The 17388-nt window shown below is 63.3% G+C and carries 16 protein-coding genes; 1 reads left to right on the top strand and 15 read right to left on the bottom strand.

Annotated elements, in window-relative coordinates:
• Positions 1–59: 59 nt before the first annotated feature.
• The 11 genes from PG897_RS10025 to leuS form a co-directional block, all read right to left on the bottom strand.
• Complete coding sequence (locus PG897_RS10025) at positions 60–1256, bottom strand: D-alanyl-D-alanine carboxypeptidase family protein (RefSeq protein ID WP_005298230.1); 1197 nt, start codon at positions 1254–1256, stop codon at positions 60–62.
• Positions 1257–1450: 194 nt separating this feature from the next.
• Positions 1451–2416: a septal ring lytic transglycosylase RlpA family protein gene (locus tag PG897_RS10020; protein WP_201881625.1), complete on the bottom strand. Its 966-nt coding sequence runs from the start codon at positions 2414–2416 to the stop codon at positions 1451–1453.
• Positions 2358–3356, bottom strand: coding sequence for a lytic murein transglycosylase B (mltB, locus tag PG897_RS10015; protein WP_201885154.1), 999 nt, complete (start codon positions 3354–3356; stop codon positions 2358–2360). Before mltB ends, PG897_RS10020 begins: the two co-directional genes overlap by 59 nt.
• On the bottom strand, positions 3356–4459 hold the full coding sequence (gene rodA, locus PG897_RS10010) for a rod shape-determining protein RodA (RefSeq protein WP_005298235.1): 1104 nt from the start codon (positions 4457–4459) through the stop codon (positions 3356–3358). Before rodA ends, mltB begins: the two co-directional genes overlap by 1 nt.
• Positions 4452–6368, bottom strand: a complete 1917-nt coding sequence (mrdA, locus tag PG897_RS10005; protein ID WP_017765125.1) for a penicillin-binding protein 2 — start codon at positions 6366–6368, stop codon at positions 4452–4454. Before mrdA ends, rodA begins: the two co-directional genes overlap by 8 nt.
• Before the next feature lie 105 nt (positions 6369–6473).
• Positions 6474–6941: a 23S rRNA (pseudouridine(1915)-N(3))-methyltransferase RlmH gene (gene rlmH / locus PG897_RS10000; RefSeq protein WP_005298242.1), complete on the bottom strand. Its 468-nt coding sequence runs from the start codon at positions 6939–6941 to the stop codon at positions 6474–6476.
• Positions 6942–6963: 22 nt separating this feature from the next.
• Positions 6964–7305, bottom strand: a complete 342-nt coding sequence (gene rsfS / locus PG897_RS09995) for a ribosome silencing factor (protein ID WP_005298244.1) — start codon at positions 7303–7305, stop codon at positions 6964–6966.
• Positions 7306–7489: 184 nt separating this feature from the next.
• Positions 7490–8134, bottom strand: coding sequence for a nicotinate-nucleotide adenylyltransferase (gene nadD / locus PG897_RS09990; RefSeq protein ID WP_201885192.1), 645 nt, complete (start codon positions 8132–8134; stop codon positions 7490–7492).
• A gap of 41 nt (positions 8135–8175) precedes the next feature.
• Positions 8176–9207, bottom strand: a complete 1032-nt coding sequence (holA, locus tag PG897_RS09985; RefSeq protein WP_201885155.1) for a DNA polymerase III subunit delta — start codon at positions 9205–9207, stop codon at positions 8176–8178.
• Positions 9208–9234: 27 nt separating this feature from the next.
• Positions 9235–9717, bottom strand: a complete 483-nt coding sequence (locus PG897_RS09980; protein ID WP_005298250.1) for an LPS-assembly lipoprotein LptE — start codon at positions 9715–9717, stop codon at positions 9235–9237.
• Positions 9718–9865: 148 nt separating this feature from the next.
• The gene (leuS, locus tag PG897_RS09975; RefSeq protein WP_025201275.1) at positions 9866–12445 is read right to left on the bottom strand and encodes a leucine--tRNA ligase; all 2580 of its coding nucleotides are present in this window, start codon (positions 12443–12445) and stop codon (positions 9866–9868) included.
• Positions 12446–12590: 145 nt separating this feature from the next.
• Between leuS and PG897_RS09970 the strand changes: the two genes are divergently transcribed.
• A complete protein-coding gene (locus tag PG897_RS09970) occupies positions 12591–13079 on the top strand; it encodes a zinc ribbon-containing protein (RefSeq protein ID WP_005298255.1) in 489 nt (162 codons plus the stop codon).
• A 68-nt stretch (positions 13080–13147) separates the two neighbouring features.
• On the opposite strand, the gene lnt is transcribed toward PG897_RS09970, so the two are convergent.
• The 4 genes from lnt to PG897_RS09950 all read right to left on the bottom strand — a co-directional run bounded on the left by lnt (position 13148) and on the right by PG897_RS09950 (position 17385).
• The gene (lnt, locus tag PG897_RS09965) at positions 13148–14644 is read right to left on the bottom strand and encodes an apolipoprotein N-acyltransferase (RefSeq protein ID WP_236660699.1); all 1497 of its coding nucleotides are present in this window, start codon (positions 14642–14644) and stop codon (positions 13148–13150) included.
• Positions 14645–14900: 256 nt separating this feature from the next.
• Positions 14901–15785, bottom strand: a complete 885-nt coding sequence (gene corC, locus PG897_RS09960) for a CNNM family magnesium/cobalt transport protein CorC (protein WP_005298259.1) — start codon at positions 15783–15785, stop codon at positions 14901–14903.
• A gap of 95 nt (positions 15786–15880) precedes the next feature.
• Complete coding sequence (gene ybeY / locus PG897_RS09955) at positions 15881–16345, bottom strand: rRNA maturation RNase YbeY (RefSeq protein ID WP_017787985.1); 465 nt, start codon at positions 16343–16345, stop codon at positions 15881–15883.
• Positions 16342–17385, bottom strand: a complete 1044-nt coding sequence (locus PG897_RS09950; protein WP_010633155.1) for a PhoH family protein — start codon at positions 17383–17385, stop codon at positions 16342–16344. Before PG897_RS09950 ends, ybeY begins: the two co-directional genes overlap by 4 nt.
• Positions 17386–17388: the final 3 nt, after the last annotated feature.

Below are 17388 nucleotides of genomic sequence, written 5' to 3'. Positions count from 1 at the left end.
CAAAAAGACAGCAGCGGCGCCTGTTGGCGCCGCTGTTTGGTCGGGATCCTGCGTGCGGATTACTTGAACCAGCTGGAAACCAGCATCACCAGGTAGTCCCACAGACGGCTCATCAGGCCACCCTCTTGCACCTCTTCCAGGGCGACCAGCGGTACCTGCTTGATCTCCTTGTCCCCTTGCTTGAGGAACACGGTGCCGACGCGCTGACCCTTGGCCAGCGGTGCCTTCAGTTCGCTTTCGAGCTGGAAGTCCGCCTTGAGGTTGTTGCCCTGGCCACGGGTGACCAGCACGGAGACGTCCTTGTCGACGCCCAGCTTCACTTCTGGCTTGTCGCCCATCCAGATCTTCTGGGTCACCAGCTCGGTGCCGGCCTTGTAGGGGGTCAGGCTCTGGAAGAAGCGGAAACCGTAGGTGAGCAGCTTCTTGCTCTCGGCGGCGCGGGAGGCTTCGCTGCTGGCGCCCAGTACCACGGCGATCAGACGCATGCCTTCGTTGTTGGTGGCGGAGGAGACCAGGTTGTAGCCGACCTGGCTGACGTGACCGGTCTTGATGCCGTCAACCTGCAGGGACTGATCCCACAGCAGGCGGTTGCGGTTGTGCTGGGTGATGCCGTTGAACACGAAGGATTTCTGGGCGTAGATCTTGTACTCCTCCGGCAGGTCGCGGATGAGGGCCTGGCCCAGGCGCGCCATGTCGTGAGCGGTACTGTAGTGACCCTCCGCATCCAGACCGTGCGGGTTCATGAAGTGGCTGTCGTTCATGCCGAGCTTGGCGGCCCAGCTGTTCATCAGACTGGCGAAGGAGTCGGTGCTGCCCGCCAGGAATTCGGCCATGGCGACGCAGGCGTCGTTGCCGGACTGGATGATGATGCCCTTGTTCAGGTCATCGACGGAGACCTGCTTGCCCACCTCGATGAACATCTTGGAGGAGTCGGAGTAGTTCTTGGACCAGGCGTTCTGGCTGATGGTCACCATGTCGGTGCGCTTGATGTTCCCCTTCAGCAGCTCCTGGCCGATGATGTAGGAGGTCATCATCTTGGTCAGACTGGCGGGCGGCAGACGCTCTTCGGCGTTCTGCTCGGCCAGTACCTGACCGGAGTAGTAGTCGATCAGGATGTGGGCCTTGGCGGAGATCTCCGGCGCGGCGGGAACCACCACGGGGTTGGCGTTCGGCGTCGGGGTCGGTACAGGCGTGTTGGCCTGGGCGGTGGCGCTTATCAGGGAGGCCAGAATAACTGAACGGGCAAATTTGGACATCTTGAAATTCCTGGTGCCTGGTTGGGGTAACCCAAGTTAAAAATGCGGGCTTCACTATACCAGAAGCGACCGTCGGTCAAAGCCCGACGTGCCATCTGGTCTGGTTTTTTCTCCCTCCGTTGCCGCCATCACGCCGGGAAACGACGTGATGGCGGGCCACAGAGGGCGGTTCGGTCAGCTTGAGCCTGAGACGCTCAGGGGACGATGAAGGCTTGCTCCAGCCCCCCCTGGCGCACTTTCTCCAGGGTGGCGGCCTGCTGGTCGGCAGGCACGGGGCCGATCAGCACCCGGAAGATGGCACCATGGGCGTCCACCCGATAGGGCAGGCCGTGACGCTGGGTCATCACCTTGCCCATCGCCTCCGCCCGTGCCTGCGACCCGCTGGCCAGCACCTGGATCATCTTGCCCTCGCCGCTGCTGGCGGGCGCCGCCGTCTTGGCCGCTGCCGGTTTGGCAGGTTTGGTGACCGGCGCCTTGACGGAGGCCGGCTCTTCTGCCGCCGGCGTGGCCATGGCCAGCTCGGTGGGTTGGCCGACGAAGCCGTCCTGAGCGACGGGGGCCTTGGCGGCCGGGGTGGTCGGCGTCATCTCGATGGGCTTCATGGGGGCCATGAGCACCATCTGATCCGGGGTGTCGTTGATGAGCTCGAGCCGCACCCGCGCCTCGCCCCCTTCCACCATCCCCAGCTGCTTGGCGGCGGCATGGGAGAGGTCGATCAGCCGATCGCTGCCGAAGGGGCCGCGATCGTTGACCCGCACTATGGTCTCCTGTCCGTTGTCCAGGTTGGTGACCCGCACATAGCTTGGCAGCGGCAGGTTGCGGTGGGCGGCGCTGAACAGCTTGCTGTCCTGCACGTCGCCGTTGGCGGTCTTCTGGCCGTCCAGATCCTGGGAGAGCCAGCTGGCTGTGCCTTCTTCGCTGTAGTGCTTGATGTCGCGCCACACCTCGTTCTTCTGCTTGCCTATCCAGTAGTCACGGTTGCCGCTGGCGCTCAGGGGCTCGGGACGCGGGATGGCGCCGGTGGCCTGAGGGATCTCGATGACCTGGGGTTTTTCCGGCTGGACCGGTTCGGGAGGCGGGGGAAGCTGTTCCGGCTGGCTGCTACAGGCGGCCAGCAACAAGGTCAGGCTGAGCGGGAGAAGTTTGTGGCTGTAATGCATACGCGTCCTGGATTGCTTGACTGAGTTGATGCACCGCCATCGCATAGAGCGGGCTGCGGTTATAGCGGGTGATCACGTAAAAATTGTGGCGCGCGACCCAGTATTCCGGTCCATCGGCCTGTTCCAATGCCAGCAGTTTCACCGGCGTGTCGGGTGCCAGCGGGGTGGCGAGTTCAATGCCCGCGGCGGCCAGCTCGGCCCAGGTCTGGGTCAGCTCGGGGGCAGGCCCCAGCAGGGTACCCACTGGCGCCAGTCCGATCAAGGCGGGTTCGACCGCCGACTCCCCCCAGCGCCACTGATGCTCGGCAAAATAGTTGGCGACGCTGCCGATGGCATCCACCGGATTGGCGAACAGATCGCGCTTGCCGTCGCCGTCGAAGTCGACCGCGTAGTGGCGATAGCTGGAGGGCATGAACTGACCCATCCCCATGGCACCGGCATAGGAGCCCTTGAGAAGGGTGAGCGGCCACTTCTCTTCCCGGGCAAGCAGTACCAGCTGGGCAAACTCCTTGGCGAAGAAGTCGGCCCGCTCGGGGTAGTGGAAGCCCAGGGTGTAGAGGCTGTCGAGTACCGGATGACGGCCCATCTGGCGGCCGTAGAAGGTCTCGATGCCGATGATGGCGACGATGAGGGAGGCCGGCACCTGATAGGTCTGCTCGGCCCGCGCCAGGGTGGCGGCGTGGCGTTGCCAGAAGCCGACCCCGTCCCGGATCCGCTCCGGGGTGATGAACAACGGCCGGTAGCGATGCCAGGGTTTGGCCTCCCAGGGGCGGCTGATGGTGTCGAGCACCTCCTGGCGCAGGCTGGCCTGGGCCGCGGCGGCCTGCAACTCGGCCAGCGGCACCTGCTGCTGCTCGGCGAGCCGGGCGAGCCCGGGGGGCTCGACGGCCGCCGTTGCGTTCAGGGCAACGAGCGAGAGCAACACACCAGCCAGTCGCATCAGGCCAGCAGCCTTCTGTGGGTCTGGATGGACATCAGGATGCCGAAGCCGGCCATCAGGGTCACCATGGAGGTGCCGCCGTAGCTCACCAGCGGCAGGGGGACCCCCACCACGGGCAGGATGCCGCTCACCATCCCCATGTTGACGAACACATAGACGAAGAAGGTCAGCGTCAGGGCACCGCCCAGCAGACGTTCGAAGCTGTTCTGGGCCTGCATGGAGATAAACAGGCAGCGGCTGATGATATAGAGGTAGATCACCAGCAGGAGGGCGACCCCCACCAGACCAAACTCCTCGCTGAACACCGCGAAGATAAAGTCGGTATGCCGTTCTGGTAAAAACTCCAGCTGGGACTGGGTGCCCTGCAGCCAGCCCTTGCCGAACACGCCGCCGGAGCCGATGGCGATCTTGGACTGGATGATGTGGTAGCCGCGACCGAGCGGGTCCTTCTCCGGGTCCAGCAGCATCAGCACCCGCTGGCGCTGGTAGTCGTGCATCAGGAAGAACCAGAGCACCGGCATGAAGGCGCAGATGAGCAGCACCGCGAGGCCGATGAGCCACCAGCTGATCCCCGCCAGAAAGATCACGAAGAAGCCGGAGGCGGCCACCAGGATGGAGGTGCCAAGGTCGGGCTGGGCCGCGATCAGCAGGGTGGGCAGCAGCACCATGATGAGGCTCAGCACCAGGTGGCTGAACTTGGGCGGCAGCGAATGACGGCTGAGCCAGGCGGCCACCATGATGGGCATGGAGAGCTTCATCACCTCGGAGGGCTGGAACTTCATGAAGCCGAGGTCCAGCCAGCGCTGGGCCCCCTTGCCGATGTGGCCGAACACGTCCACCGCGATGAGCAGCAGCACCACCACCGCAAACAGGGGCACCGACCAGCGGGCATAGAGAGAAGGTGGCAGCTGGGCCATGCCGATCATCAGGGCGAACGCCAGTCCGCCGCGCACCAGCTGGCGCACGATGGAGTCGACGTCCTGACCGGAGGCGGAGTAGAGCACCACCATGGAGAGGGACATCAGGGTCAGCAGGCCGAGCAGCAGCGGCAAGTCGATGTGCAGCTTGTACCAGATGCTCTGCTGGCGAGCGGAGTTACTCATGAGAGGCAACCTCTTCGGATTGGGGCTTCTTGGCCGGTGCCGGCGGCAGCTGGGGCTCCGGCGGCAGCAGATAGGCATCCAGCATGTTGCGGGCGACCGGCGCCGCCATGGCGCTGCCGCCCCCGGCGTTCTCCAGCACCAGGGCGACCACCGCCTTGGGTGCTTCGAACGGGGCGAACGAGACGAACAGGGCGTTGTCGCGATGCTCCACCTTGGTGGTAGCCGCGTTGTAGACCTGGTTCTCCTTGAGGCCCACCACCTGGGCGGTACCGGACTTGCCTGCCGCCTTGTAGGGGGTGTTGGCAAAGGCGCGCCGACCGGTCCCTTCGTGGCCGTTGATGACCCGCCACATGCCGTCCTTGGCCACCTGCCAGTAGCTGTCGCTCTTGGTCTGGATGGCCATGTTGGGGTTGATGGGGGCGTTGACCACGCCATCGATGGAGGCGGTGCTCTTGAGCAGGTGCGGCGTCACGTCGTGGCCGTTCTGGGTCAGGATGCTGATGGCCTTGGCCAGCTGGATCGGGGTGGCGCTCCAGTAGCCCTGGCCGATGCCGATGGAGATGGTGTCACCCTGATACCAGGGCTGGCGCCAGCGCGCCATCTTCCAGTCGCGGGACGGCATGACCCCCTTGGTCTCTTCGTAGATATCGACGCCGCTGTACTGGCCGAAGCCGAACCTGGTCATGTAGCTGTTGATCTTGTCGATGCCGACCCGGTAGGCGAGATCGTAGAAGTAGGTATCCGCCGACACCTCGATGGCGCGATAGACGTCGAGCCAGCCGTGGCCCCAGCGGCGCCAGTCGCGAAACTTCTTGGTGGTGCCCGGGATGGAGAAGCTGGGGCCGCCGAAGTAGCGGTAGTTGGGGGTGATGGCCCCCTCGTTGAGCCCCATCACCGCCATCATGGGCTTGACGGTGGAGGCGGGGGCATAGATGCCCTGGGTGGTGCGGTTCACCAGCGGCCGGGCCGGATCGTTGAGCAGCGCCGAGTAGTTGGCGCTGGAGATGCCGGTCACGAACAGGTTGGGGTCATAGCTCGGGCTCGACTCCATGGCCAGGAGGGCGCCGGTATTGGGATCCATCATCACGATGGCGCCGCGGCGGCCGGCCAGCAGTTGCTGAGCCTTGAGCTGCAGGCGGATGTCGATGTTGAGGTAGATGTCCTTGCCGGGCTCGGGCGGCTGGAACTTGAGGGTGCGCACCACCCGGCCGCGGTTGTTCACCTCGACCTCCTGGTAGCCCGCCACGCCGTGCAGCTGATCCTCGTAGTACTTCTCCACCCCCTGCTTGCCGATGTCCTTGGTGGCGGCATAGTTGGCGAGCTTGTCCTCCTTGTCGAGGCGCTCCACGTCGCGGGTGTTGATCTTGGCCACGTAACCCAGCGCATGGGTGAGGGTGTCGCCAAACGGGTAGTAGCGCTTGAGGTAGGCCTCGATGCTGGCACCCGGGTAGTTGTGCTGGTTGACCGAGAAGAGGGCGACCTGATACTCGGTCAGCTTCTCGTACAGGGCGACCGGCTTGAAGCGGCGCTGGCGTTTCACCTCGGCCAGGAACTTCTCCTTGGTCCCCTCCGGCAGCTTCAGCAGGGCGATCAGCTCATCGGCGGTCTTCTCCAGATCCTTGGTCTCTTCCGGCACGATCTCGAGGCTGTAGACAGGGCGGTTTTCCGCCAGCAGCACGCCGTTGGTGTCATAGATGAGGCCGCGCGGCGGCGCCACCGGCACGACGCGGATGCGGTTGTCGTTGGAACGGGTCTGGTAGGTGTCGTAAGACTCTACTTGCAGGTAGTAGAGATTGCCCAGCAGCACCAGCATCAGCACTATCATGCCAACGTAGGCGACCAGGGTTCGTCGGAAGAAGAGGCGACCCTCGGCGCTGTGGTCGCGCATTTCGATGCGAGTCTTCAGCATGCCGCTACCTTATGACTGTCGAGCAGGTGAGAAACGGGGTGCAGATGTGCATGCTCACGCTCTGTGATATGGGTATGTGAGGGTGATGCTGGAATAGCGCATGGTTCACTCTCTGTGATACGGATGATTGGTTGTGATACTCCAGGCGCGATAGAGGCTCTCGGCCACCAGCACCCGCACCAGAGGATGGGGCAGGGTCAGTGGCGACAGCGACCAGCTCTGCTCGGCGGCAGCCTTGCACTCGGGGGAGAGCCCTTCCGGGCCGCCCACCAGCAGGGCCACGTCGCGGCCATCGAGCTTCCAAGCTTCCAGTTGCACGGCCAGCTGCTCGGTAGTCCAGGGTTTGCCGGGGATGTCCAGGGTCACGATGCGCGAGCGGCCGGCGGCAGCCAGCATGGCTTCCCCCTCTTTTTGCAGAATGCGGGGAATGTCGGCATTTTTACCACGTTTTCCGGCGCCGATCTCGACAAGTTCGAATGGCATGTCTTTGGGGAAACGGCGGCGATACTCTTCGAAGCCATGCTCTACCCAGGCGGGCATCTTGGTGCCCACCGCAATCAACTGGATTTTCATCGGTCGTTACACTTGTGCTCGTTTATTGCGCATTCACCTGAGCGGTGTTGCTCCAGAGTTTTTCCAGCTGATAGAAATCGCGATGCTCATCCTGCATCACGTGCACGATGACGGAGCCCAGATCCACCAGCACCCACTCACCGGTGAGCTGGCCTTCCACGCTCAGCAGATCGAGCCCGGCATGGCGAGCTTCGCTGGCCAGATGGTGGGCGATGGCGCTGACGTGACGGCTGGAGTTGCCGGAGCAGATGATCATGGTGTCGGTGATGCTGGATTTGCCGCGCACATCGAGGGTGATGATGTCGCGGCCTTTCATGTCATCGATCTTGTCGACGATAAAGGCATGCAGTTCTTGGCCTTGCAATGAGTCTCTCCTGTATTCCGGCGCGCTTTCACGGCGTGAGGGCGGCGGATTATATCATGGTCACTCCCGTTTCCCAGTCCGGTGAAGGGGAGTGGAACAGGGGCCGTGCCCGCTCGGAAAACGGCCCCCTGTTGATCACTATAGTGCGCGATCCGCGTCGGACAACCACCCCGGCAAACCGGGTTCAGGCCGGTCGATAGAGCCCCTGCTGGCGGATGTACTCCGCCACCGATGGCGGCAGCAGATAGCGGGGATCCGCCCCCGCCGCCAAGCGCTCTCTGAGCCGGGTGGCCGACAGCTCGATGGGCAGGTTGTCCGCCAGCCAGATGCGGCCGTGGCGCAGCCGGTGCAGCTCCGCCACTTCGCGGGCCTGGTGGCGGGTCAGCAGCGCGACCACTTCGGCCGGGTAATCGGGCTGCCAGCCGGGACGGGTGCTCACCACCAGGTGGGCGTAATCGAGCAGCTCCTGCCAGCGGTGCCAGCTCGGCAGGCTCAGCAGCGAATCCATCCCCATCAGAAAGCAGAGCGGAGTGTCCGGCAGCTCGCTCCTCAGCTCGATCAGCGTGTCGATGGTCCAGGAGGGGGTATCGCGCTTGAGTTCCCGCTCATCCACCACGAAGCCCGGGTTTTCCGCCGCTGCCAGCGCAACCATGGCCAGACGCTGCTCGCTCGAGCAGAAGGGATTGGCGCGGTGGGGCGGGATATGGTTCGGCAACAGGCGTACTTCGGCCAGACCAATGGCGTCGCGGGCCTCGATGGCCGGGCGCAGATGGCCGATGTGGATGGGATCGAAGGTCCCCCCCAGGATGCCGATGGGCGGCTGCAGCATGGGCTCCCCTCCGGTGATGGCCGGGATGTCGACGGGCTGGCTCATGCGTCAGATCCCGCCAGCGGCAAGGGGGTGCCATCGCGAAAACCGAGGGCGATGGTCTGCAGCATCAGCCAGGCCTGCTCGGTATCAAAGCGACGCTGGGCGTCGTCGAGGCGGGCCATCAGCTGCCACAACTGCTGCAGCTTGGCGAAGGGCAGCCGGGTCAGCGCCTGCTGAATAAGCTGCTGGCGGCTCTGCCAGATGCGCAGGCGGCTGAAATGCTCCACCAGGGGCTGACCGGCGCGGGCCGCCAGCGCCAGTTCGGTCAGCTGCTCCAGCTCGCGACAAAGAGACCAGGCCAGCATGCCGGGCTCGGTGCCTTCGGCGCGCAGGGCCAGCAGGATGCGCTGGGCCCGGTTCACCTTCCCTTCCAGCAGGGTGTCGATGAGCTGGAACGGGGTGAAGTGGGCGTGGCGGATAATGGTCTCCTGCAGATAGGCGACGCTGATGGGCTGGGGCGGCGAGAGCAGGGTCAGCTTCTCTATCTCCTGGCTGGCGGCCAGCAGGTTGCCCTCGTAGGAGTGGCACATGAAGTTGACCGCATCCGGCAGCGCCTTGAGGCCGAAGCGCTGGAAGCGGGCGCTCATCCAGCGCGGGAAGAAGCGGGGCTCGGGGTGGTTGACCGGCACATAGGTGCCGCTCTGGCTCAGCTTGTCGAACCAGGCTGCCTTCATCTGGGTCTGGTTGAGACGATTGCCGCTCAGTACCAACAGCAGGTCGGGGTGCAGCTGCTTGCCGATCTCGCTGATGCGGGCGGCCAGATCCTTGTCGACCTTGGCCGGCAGCTCCAGCTCGATGATCTGGCGGGCCGAGAAGAGGCTCATGGCCTGGCAGGCATCGTAGACCTGATTCCAGTCCAGCCCCTGTTCCACCACGAAGCTGTGGCGCTCATCGAAGCCCTGTTTGCGCGCCACCTGGCGCACGGCATCGATCGCTTCCAGCTTGAGCAGGGGCTCGTCCCCAAAAATGAGATAGCAGGGCTTGAGCCCTGCCTTGAGATGATCCGAAAACTGCTCGGGATAGACTCTCATCAACACACTCTCATCAGGATGGGCGCATCAGAATTTGACCTGACTGAGCTGGCGGATCACCAGGTTGGCGGCCTGCTCCTGCATCTCCTTGCCGAGCTGCTCCTGCTCGCGGGAGGAGGCGAGCGCCGCGTCCGGCTTGTTCAGGAAGCTGCGGTTGAAGGCGATGGGGAAGACCTGGGTCGGTTTGCCCGGCATGGAGACGGTGAACTGGGTGTTGTAGCCCAGCACGTACTCACGGGCCTGGCCGATGGAGTCGACGGAGGCGACCTGACTGGTGCTGCCGACGCCGGACAGGGTCAGCACCGGAATGCCCTCCTTGTCGGCGAGTTCGACGCCAGCGGCCTTGAGGCGGGTGGTGACCAGTCGGTAGAAGTCGCTCTTGTTGTCACCGACCACCTTCATGGTCATCAACTCGGGCGGGATGGCGGTGCCGCGCATCTGGAAGCCGCAAGCCTGCAGCAGCAGACCGGTCAGCAGGATGGCCATCCAGCGGGTGAGGGTGGTGCCCATAGAAAATCCTCTTTGCATGAAGTGAAGAGCGGCGGGCGCAGGGCCCGCCGTTATCATCCGTTTGCTGTGACCGCTTGGCAACCGCTCCGTTGGCGACGCAGTTGCGTCGACCCGAACCGGTACCCGGTTGCCAGTAAGCGATATGGCATCAGTTGGCTACGATGTTGAGCAGCTTGCCCGGCACGTAGATCACCTTGCGCACGGTCAGGCCGTCGGTGAACTTCTGTACCGAGGCATCGGCCATGGCCAGCTTCTCGACGTCGGCCTGGCTTATCTCGGCCGGCACGGTCAACTTGCCGCGCATCTTGCCGTTGATCTGCACCACTACCAGCTTCTCGGTCTCGACCATGGCGGCCTCGTCGGCCACCGGCCAGGCCGCGTGATCGATGTCGTCGCCCTTGCCCAGCATCTTCCACAGCTCGAAGCCGATATGCGGGGTGATGGGGTAGAGCATGACCACCACAGCTTCCAGCGCTTCCTGCATCAGGGCGCGATCCTGAGCGTCGCTACCCAGCTTGGCCAGGTTGTTCATCAGCTCCATGATGGCGGCGATGGCGGTGTTGAAGGTCTGACGGCGACCCACGTCGTCGCTCACCTTGGCGATGGTCTTGTGCAGCTCGCGGCGCACGGCTTTCTGGTCGCTGGTGAGAGCAGCCAGATCCAGAGCGGCAACGGCGCCACCAGAGACGTGCTCGAAGGTGATGCGCCACAGGCGGCGCAGGAAGCGCTGGGCACCCTCTACGCCAGAGTCGGACCACTCCAGGGTCATCTCGGCCGGGGAGGCGAACATCATGAACAGACGGACGGTATCGGCGCCGTAACGCTCCACCATCAGCTGCGGGTCGATGCCGTTGTTCTTGGACTTGGACATCTTGGTCATGCCGGAGTGCATCACTTCACGGCCTTCGAGGTCGACCGCTTTGGTGATGCGGCCCTTGTCGTCGCGCTCAACCTTGACGTCGAGCGGGCTGACCCAGACGTTGCCGCCCTTCTCGTCCTTGTAGTAGAAGGCGTCAGCCAGCACCATGCCCTGGCAGAGCAGGCGCTTGAACGGCTCGTCGCTGTTCACCAGGCCCGCATCACGCAGCAGCTTGTGGAAGAAGCGGGCGTAGAGCAGGTGCATACAGGCGTGCTCGATGCCGCCGATGTACTGGTCGACCGGCAGCCAGTGGTTGGCAGCAGCCGGGTCCAGCATGCCCTTGTCGTAGTCCGGAGAGCAGTAGCGGGCGTAGTACCAGGAGGACTCCATGAAGGTGTCGAAGGTATCGGTCTCGCGGAACGCTTCCTGGCCGTTGTAGGTGGTTTTGGCCCACTCGGCGTCGGCCTTGATCGGGCTCTGGATGCCATCCATCACCACGTCTTCCGGCAGCAGCACCGGCAGCTGATCTTCCGGGGTCGGCACCACTGTGCCGTCAGCCAGGGTCAGCATGGGGATGGGGGCGCCCCAGTAGCGCTGACGGGAGACACCCCAGTCGCGCAGACGGTAGTTGACGGTGCGCTTGCCGTGGCCCAGGGCTTCCAGCTTGTTGGCGATGGCATCGAAAGCGCCCTGGAAGTCCAGGCCGTCGAACTCGCCGGAGTTGAACAGCACACCCTTCTCGGCGTAGGCGGCTTCGATCACGTTCGGTGCTTCACCGTCGGCCTGCTTGATGACCGGCTTGATCTCGAGGCCGTACTTGGTGGCGAATTCGTGGTCACGAAGGTCGTGACCCGGTACTGCCATCACGGCGCCGGTGCCGTAGTTCATCAGCACGAAGTTGGCTACCCAGACCGGCACCTTGCGGCCATCCAGCGGGTGAATGGCGTAGAGGCCGGTGGCCATGCCCTTTTTCTCCATGGTGGCGAGCTCGGCTTCGGCCACCTTGGTGTTCTTGCACTCTTCGATAAAGGCGGCCAGCTCCGGATTGCTTTCGGCAGCCTGCAGCGCCAGCGGGTGGCCGGCGGCGATGCCCACATAGGTCACGCCCATGAAGGTGTCCGGACGGGTGGTGTAGACCTCGAGATGTTCAGTTTGACCGTCGATGGCGAAGCTGATGTTGACCCCTTCGGAGCGGCCAATCCAGTTGCGCTGCATGGTCTTGACCATCTCAGGCCAACCTTCCAGGTTGTCGATGTCGTTCAGCAGCTCTTCGGCGTAGTCGGTGATCTTGATGAACCACTGGGGGATCTCTTTCTGCTCCACCGGGGTATCGCAGCGCCAGCAGCAGTTGTCGACAACTTGCTCGTTGGCCAGCACCGTCATGTCGTTCGGGCACCAGTTGACGGAGGAGGTCTTCTTGTAGACCAGACCCTTCTCGTAGAGCTTGGTGAAGAACCACTGCTCCCAGCGGTAGTAGTCCGGCTTGCAGGTGGCCAGCTCGCGATCCCAGTCATAGCCCAGACCCAGCATCTTCAGCTGGTTCTTCATGTATTCGATGTTTTCGTAGGTCCAGGGCGCTGGCGCCGTGTTGTTCTTGATGGCGGCATTTTCTGCCGGCAGGCCGAAGGCGTCCCAACCGATGGGTTGCAGCACGTTCTTGCCATTGAGGCGTTGATAACGGGAGATCACATCACCTATGGTGTAGTTGCGAACGTGCCCCATGTGTAGACGACCAGACGGATAGGGGAACATGGAGAGGCAGTAGAACTTTTCCTTGTCTACTTTCTCCACCGCCTTGAAGGTTTTCTTGGCATCCCAGTGCTTTTGCACTGCTGGTTCTATGGATTGGGGAACGTATTGCTCTTGCATTGGTGACATCCGGATCTGTGAAATGGATAGATAAATCAGCTGGGAAATCGCAATAGAATACCCATATCCTGCGGCGGCAACAACCGCCAGCGTCCCTCGGGCCTTAAGCCGGGCTCGATCAGGGTTCAGTAGAGGAGTAACGGCCATGGACAAACGTCAAAAAGGGTACGAAGCCTTCATTGCCGAACTGCAAAAGCAGTGGCAAGAGACAGAACAGTTCCAGGGGGAGCGCCTCAACCGGATGATCGCCAAGGTACAGGCCTATCTGGAGGCGGCCGGGGATCTGACCCAGGACGAGCTGGCGCTGATCGCCGAGTATGTGAAGCGGGATCTGGGCAACTATGACGAGGGGCGCAAGGATGAGCAGGTGGAGGAGTCCGCCTTCATGCTGGCGCTCAAAGACACCGCCTGGTCCTGGCTGGCGGACGTGACCGACCGCACCCAGGTGGAGTGGCAGGAGCTGGCGGACGAGCTGGAGCACAAGGGGGTCTACCGGGCCGGTGACTGGGTGGGGCTCGGGGTGCTGGTGTGCGATCACTGCGAGTGGCGCCATACCGTGCTGCACCCGGAACAGCTAGGCACCTGCCCCGAGTGCGGGGCCGATGAGTATCACCGTGAGCCGCTCTCTCCCTAAGCAGCCAGAAGTTACCAAGCCAAAAAAGAGGCGCCCCTGGGCGCCTCTTTTCATGTCGTCAGGGCGGGTCAGCCCTTGCGCGCCCAGGGGTGGGCGCGGGGACGCAACCCCAGTCCCAGCGCTAGCAGCAGGGCGGCGATGCCGTACATGGGCCAGCTGCCAAAGCGCAGATAGGGAGTCACGCCGTGGGCGGGACGCACCTCGGTGCGCAGCACGCCAGCCTCGAACTGCGGGATCTGGGCGATGATGCTGCCGTCGATCTCGGTGACTATGGTGATGCCGGTGTTGGTGTCGCGCAGCAGCGGGCGGGCCAGCTCGAGGGCGCGCATGCGGGCGATCTCCATGTGCTGCCAGGGACCGATGCTGGTGCCGAACCAGGCGTCGTTGGAGACGGTCAGCAGGAAGTCGGTGTCCGGCTGTACGTTGCGGCGCACCTCGTCCGGGAAGATGATCTCGTAGCAGATGGCGGCGGCAAACTTGAGCCCCTTGGCGATCAGGTTCGGCTGTACCTCGTCCCCGCGGCTGAAGGAGGACATGGGCAGGTTGAAGAAGGGCGCGATGGGGCGCAGCAGATCTTCAAACGGCACGAACTCGCCGATGGGCAGCAGGTGATATTTGTAGTAGCGGTTCTTGTGCTGGTAGTAGTAGGACTCCTTGCCTTCCGCATCCTGCACCCCCATGCCGAGCACGGTATTGAAGAAGCGCTGCTGCTCGAGATCGTAGTGGATGATCCCCGCCAGCAGGCCGGTATCGTTCACCTTCATCGCCTTGTCCAGGCTCTCCAGGTAGTTGCCCATCTCCTTCTCGATGGCCGGGATGGCGGATTCCGGCCAGACGATGATGTCGGCATCCTGATTCTCGCGGCTCAGATCCTGATACTTGCGCACCGTCGGCACCAGGGCCTCCGGATCCCACTTGAGGGACTGCTCGATGTTGCCCTGCACCAGCGCCACCTTGACCGGTTCACCGCGGGTCACCCAGTTGAGCTGCATCAGCCCCTGGGCGGCGCCCACCAGGGCCACCGGCACCAGCAGCCAGGCCGGCTTGCGGCTCTGCCACAGTAGCCAGAGGGCGGAGGCGGTCAGCAACAGCGCGAGGGTGATGCCCTGTACGCCGAGGATGGGGGCAAAGCCCTTGAGCGGCCCGTCGATCTGGCTGTAGCCGAACCAGAGCCAGGGGAAGCCGGTCATCACCCAGCCGCGTAGCCAGTCGGCCATCAGCCAGAGCGCCGGGAAGGCGAGCAGCCAGCGGCTCCAGTGACGTTCGCGGAAGAAACGGGCAAACAGCCAGCAGGCCAGGGTCGGATAGAGCGCCAGATAGGCCGACAGCCCGGCCAGTAGCACGAAGGCGACCGGCAGGGCGATGCCGCCGAACATGGTCATGCTGACGTGGATCCACCACAGCCCCGGCAAAAACAGCCCCATGGCGTAGCCAAAGCCGCGCCAGGCCGCCTGCTTGGGAGTGGCCTTGTCCAGCAGGGCGTAGAGGCCGAGCAGGGACGGGATCACCAGCGGCCAGTAGTTGAATGGGGAGAAGGCCAGCACGGCGATGGCGCCAGAGGCCATGGCAAACAGGCTGGTCAGAAGTTTCGATTTTGCGGGCTGTAATTTCACGGGCGATGAGGCTCGGATTGGACTGCTATGGGTTGAATGGCCGGTATCTTAACCCGTAAAGGCGGTCAACGGCGAGCCTCCCGGCCGATGGCCCGAAGCGAGGGGATAAAAGGGTGATGACGGGCCCGATAGCCGGTGGGAAACAGGGGGCATGTGGTCAAACGAACAGCGCCCCGACGGGCGGGGCGCTGTTGACTCGAACCAGGGCTTATTGGGCCTCGGACTGGGCCGCGACATGGTTGTCGGGGATCTTCACCTGCAGCTGCTGCAGACGACGCTTGTCGGCATGCATCACCTTGAACAGGTAGCCGTCCAGCTCGATCTCCTCGCCCTTCTTGGGCAGGTGGCTGAAGGCGTGCATCACCAGACCGCCGACGGTATCCACCTCTTCATCGCTGAACTGGGTGCCGAAGAAGTCGTTGAAATCCTCGATCTCGGTGAGGGCGCTCACCGAGAAGACCCGTTTGCTGATGCGGCGGATCTCGTCCGGCTCGTCTTCGATGTCGTCGAATTCGTCGTCGATCTCGCCGACGATGAGCTCAAGGATGTCCTCGATGGTCACCAGACCGGAGACGCCGCCGAACTCGTCCACCACGATGGCCATGTGGTAGCGCTCTTCACGAAACTCCTTGAGCAGCCGGTCGACCCGTTTGCTTTCGGGCACGATCACCGTGGGGCGCAGGATATTCTCCAGTTGCAGCGGCTCGCTGGCATGGTGGCCGCCGAACCCGAACGGCAGCAGATCCTTGGCGAGCAAGATGCCCTCCACGTGATCCTTGTCCTCGTTGATCACCGGGAAGCGGGAGTGGCCCGACTCGATGATCACCGGCAGGATCTCGTCCACCGGCTGGGATTTCTCGATGGTCACCATCTGGGAGCGGGGGATCATGATGTCGCGCACGCGCAGCTCGGCAATTTCGAGCACCCCCTCGATCATGTCCTTGGTGTCCTGATCGATGAGATCGCGCTCTTCGGCGTCGGCTATCACTTCCACCAAATCGTTGCGGTCTTTTGGCTCGCCCTGGAAGAGTTGGCTGAGTTTGTCGAGCCAGGTTTTCTTCGGCGAGCCGGTACTAGGGTGATCGTCGGTCATTTTCTCTCTTGGTTACTCGTATGAACACACTTGAAATCGTTGTGGCTATATGAGGATGGGCATCGGCTGTTTCAAGGCGATGACCATCCCGCGGTTTACTCTTCGTCGTTCAGATAAGGATCGGCGAAACCGAGCTCCTGCATGATGTCGCGCTCGAGCGCTTCCATCTCTTCGGCCTCGTCATCCTCGATATGGTCATAACCTAGCAGATGGAGACTGCCGTGCACAACCATATGGGCCCAGTGGGCCATCAGTGGCTTGCCCTGCTCGATGGCTTCGCGCTCCACCACCTGGCGGCAGATCACCAGATCGCCGAGCAGCGGCAATTCCAGACCGGGTGGTGCCTCGAACGGGAAGGAGAGCACGTTGGTGGGCTTGTCCTTGCCGCGATAGGTGAGGTTGAGCTCGTTGCTCTCCGCCTCGTCGACGATGCGCACCGTCACTTCGGCCTCCTGCTGGAAGCCGAGAATGGTGCCGTCGAGCCAGCCCTGCAGCTGGGCCTCGCTCGGCAGGCCGTCGGTGTTGGCACTGGCCAGTTGCAGATCCAGGGTCACGCTCATTGGGCACTCTCTTTACTGGTGTGGGTGGCGACTTTGTCGGCCGCCTGTTTGGCATCGAACGCCTCGTAGGCCTGCACGATGCGGGCCACCACAGGGTGGCGCACCACGTCGGCGGACTGGAAGAAGTTGAACGACAGGCCGTCGACATTCTGCAGCACTTCCAGCGCGTGGCGCAGGCCCGATTTCTGGTTGCGGGGCAGGTCTATCTGGGTGATGTCACCGGTGACCACCGCCTTGGAGTTGAAGCCGATGCGGGTCAGGAACATCTTCATCTGCTCGGTGGTGGTGTTCTGGGCTTCGTCCAGGATGATGAAGGCGTCATTGAGGGTGCGGCCGCGCATGTAGGCGAGCGGCGCCACTTCGATGATGTTGCGCTCCATCAGCTTCTCCACCCGCTCAAAGCCCAGCATCTCGAACAGGGCGTCGTAGAGCGGGCGCAGGTAGGGATCCACCTTCTGGGAGAGATCACCGGGCAGGAAGCCGAGCTTCTCGCCCGCTTCCACCGCCGGCCGGGTCAGCAGGATGCGACGGATCTCCTGGCGCTCCAGCGCATCCACCGCCGCCGCCACCGCCAGATAGGTCTTGCCTGTTCCTGCAGGGCCTATGCCGAAGCAGATGTCGTGGCGCACGATATTGGCGATGTACTGGGCCTGATTGGGGCTGCGCGGCTTGATGAGGCCACGTTTGGTCTTGACCGTCACCTCCTTGCCGTAGGGGATGCTCGGCGCCGGCTCGTCATCCTGCTCCAGCACCCGCGACTCCTGAATGGCCAGATGGACCATGTCGGGGGTGATGTCGGTCACCTTGCCGCCCTTGAGCGGCTGTGTTTCCACATAGAGGTGCTTGATGATGACGGCGGCCGCGTCCACCTGGGCCTGTTTGCCCAGCAGCTGGAAGTGGTTGTCGCGGTAGCTGATCTCGACGCCGAGGCGGCGCTCCAGCTGTTTGATGTTGTCATCGAACGGGCCGCACAGACTGGCGAGACGCTGGTTGTCGGCGGGTTCCAGATGCAGATTCAGGGTCGAGAGGTGTCGGCTCAAAGT

Origin of the sequence: Aeromonas sp. QDB20 (genome assembly GCF_027707805.1) — a bacterium.
Lineage (GTDB): Bacteria > Pseudomonadota > Gammaproteobacteria > Enterobacterales > Aeromonadaceae > Aeromonas > Aeromonas dhakensis.
Note: the sequence above shows the minus strand (reverse complement) of the source record. Positions and strands in the feature narration are given on the sequence as shown.

What these genes read in the sequence shown, in the direction of transcription:
- PG897_RS09980 (WP_005298250.1), bottom strand. Translation starts at nt 9,717, where the DNA reads ATGGGCACCACCCTCACCCGCTGGATGGCCATCCTGCTGACCGGTCTG.
- lnt (WP_236660699.1), bottom strand. Translation starts at nt 14,644, where the DNA reads ATGGCCTCTGGCGCCATCGCCGTGCTGGCCTTCTCCCCATTCAACTAC.
- PG897_RS10025 (WP_005298230.1), bottom strand. Translation starts at nt 1,256, where the DNA reads ATGTCCAAATTTGCCCGTTCAGTTATTCTGGCCTCCCTGATAAGCGCC.
- rlmH (WP_005298242.1), bottom strand. Translation starts at nt 6,941, where the DNA reads ATGAAAATCCAGTTGATTGCGGTGGGCACCAAGATGCCCGCCTGGGTA.
- nadD (WP_201885192.1), bottom strand. Translation starts at nt 8,134, where the DNA reads ATGCTGCAGCCGCCCATCGGCATCCTGGGGGGGACCTTCGATCCCATC.
- PG897_RS10020 (WP_201881625.1), bottom strand. Translation starts at nt 2,416, where the DNA reads ATGCATTACAGCCACAAACTTCTCCCGCTCAGCCTGACCTTGTTGCTG.
- mrdA (WP_017765125.1), bottom strand. Translation starts at nt 6,368, where the DNA reads ATGCTGAAGACTCGCATCGAAATGCGCGACCACAGCGCCGAGGGTCGC.
- mltB (WP_201885154.1), bottom strand. Translation starts at nt 3,356, where the DNA reads ATGCGACTGGCTGGTGTGTTGCTCTCGCTCGTTGCCCTGAACGCAACG.
- PG897_RS09970 (WP_005298255.1), top strand. Translation starts at nt 12,591, where the DNA reads ATGGACAAACGTCAAAAAGGGTACGAAGCCTTCATTGCCGAACTGCAA.
- leuS (WP_025201275.1), bottom strand. Translation starts at nt 12,445, where the DNA reads ATGCAAGAGCAATACGTTCCCCAATCCATAGAACCAGCAGTGCAAAAG.
- corC (WP_005298259.1), bottom strand. Translation starts at nt 15,785, where the DNA reads ATGACCGACGATCACCCTAGTACCGGCTCGCCGAAGAAAACCTGGCTC.
- rodA (WP_005298235.1), bottom strand. Translation starts at nt 4,459, where the DNA reads ATGAGTAACTCCGCTCGCCAGCAGAGCATCTGGTACAAGCTGCACATC.
- holA (WP_201885155.1), bottom strand. Translation starts at nt 9,207, where the DNA reads ATGAGAGTCTATCCCGAGCAGTTTTCGGATCATCTCAAGGCAGGGCTC.
- ybeY (WP_017787985.1), bottom strand. Translation starts at nt 16,345, where the DNA reads ATGAGCGTGACCCTGGATCTGCAACTGGCCAGTGCCAACACCGACGGC.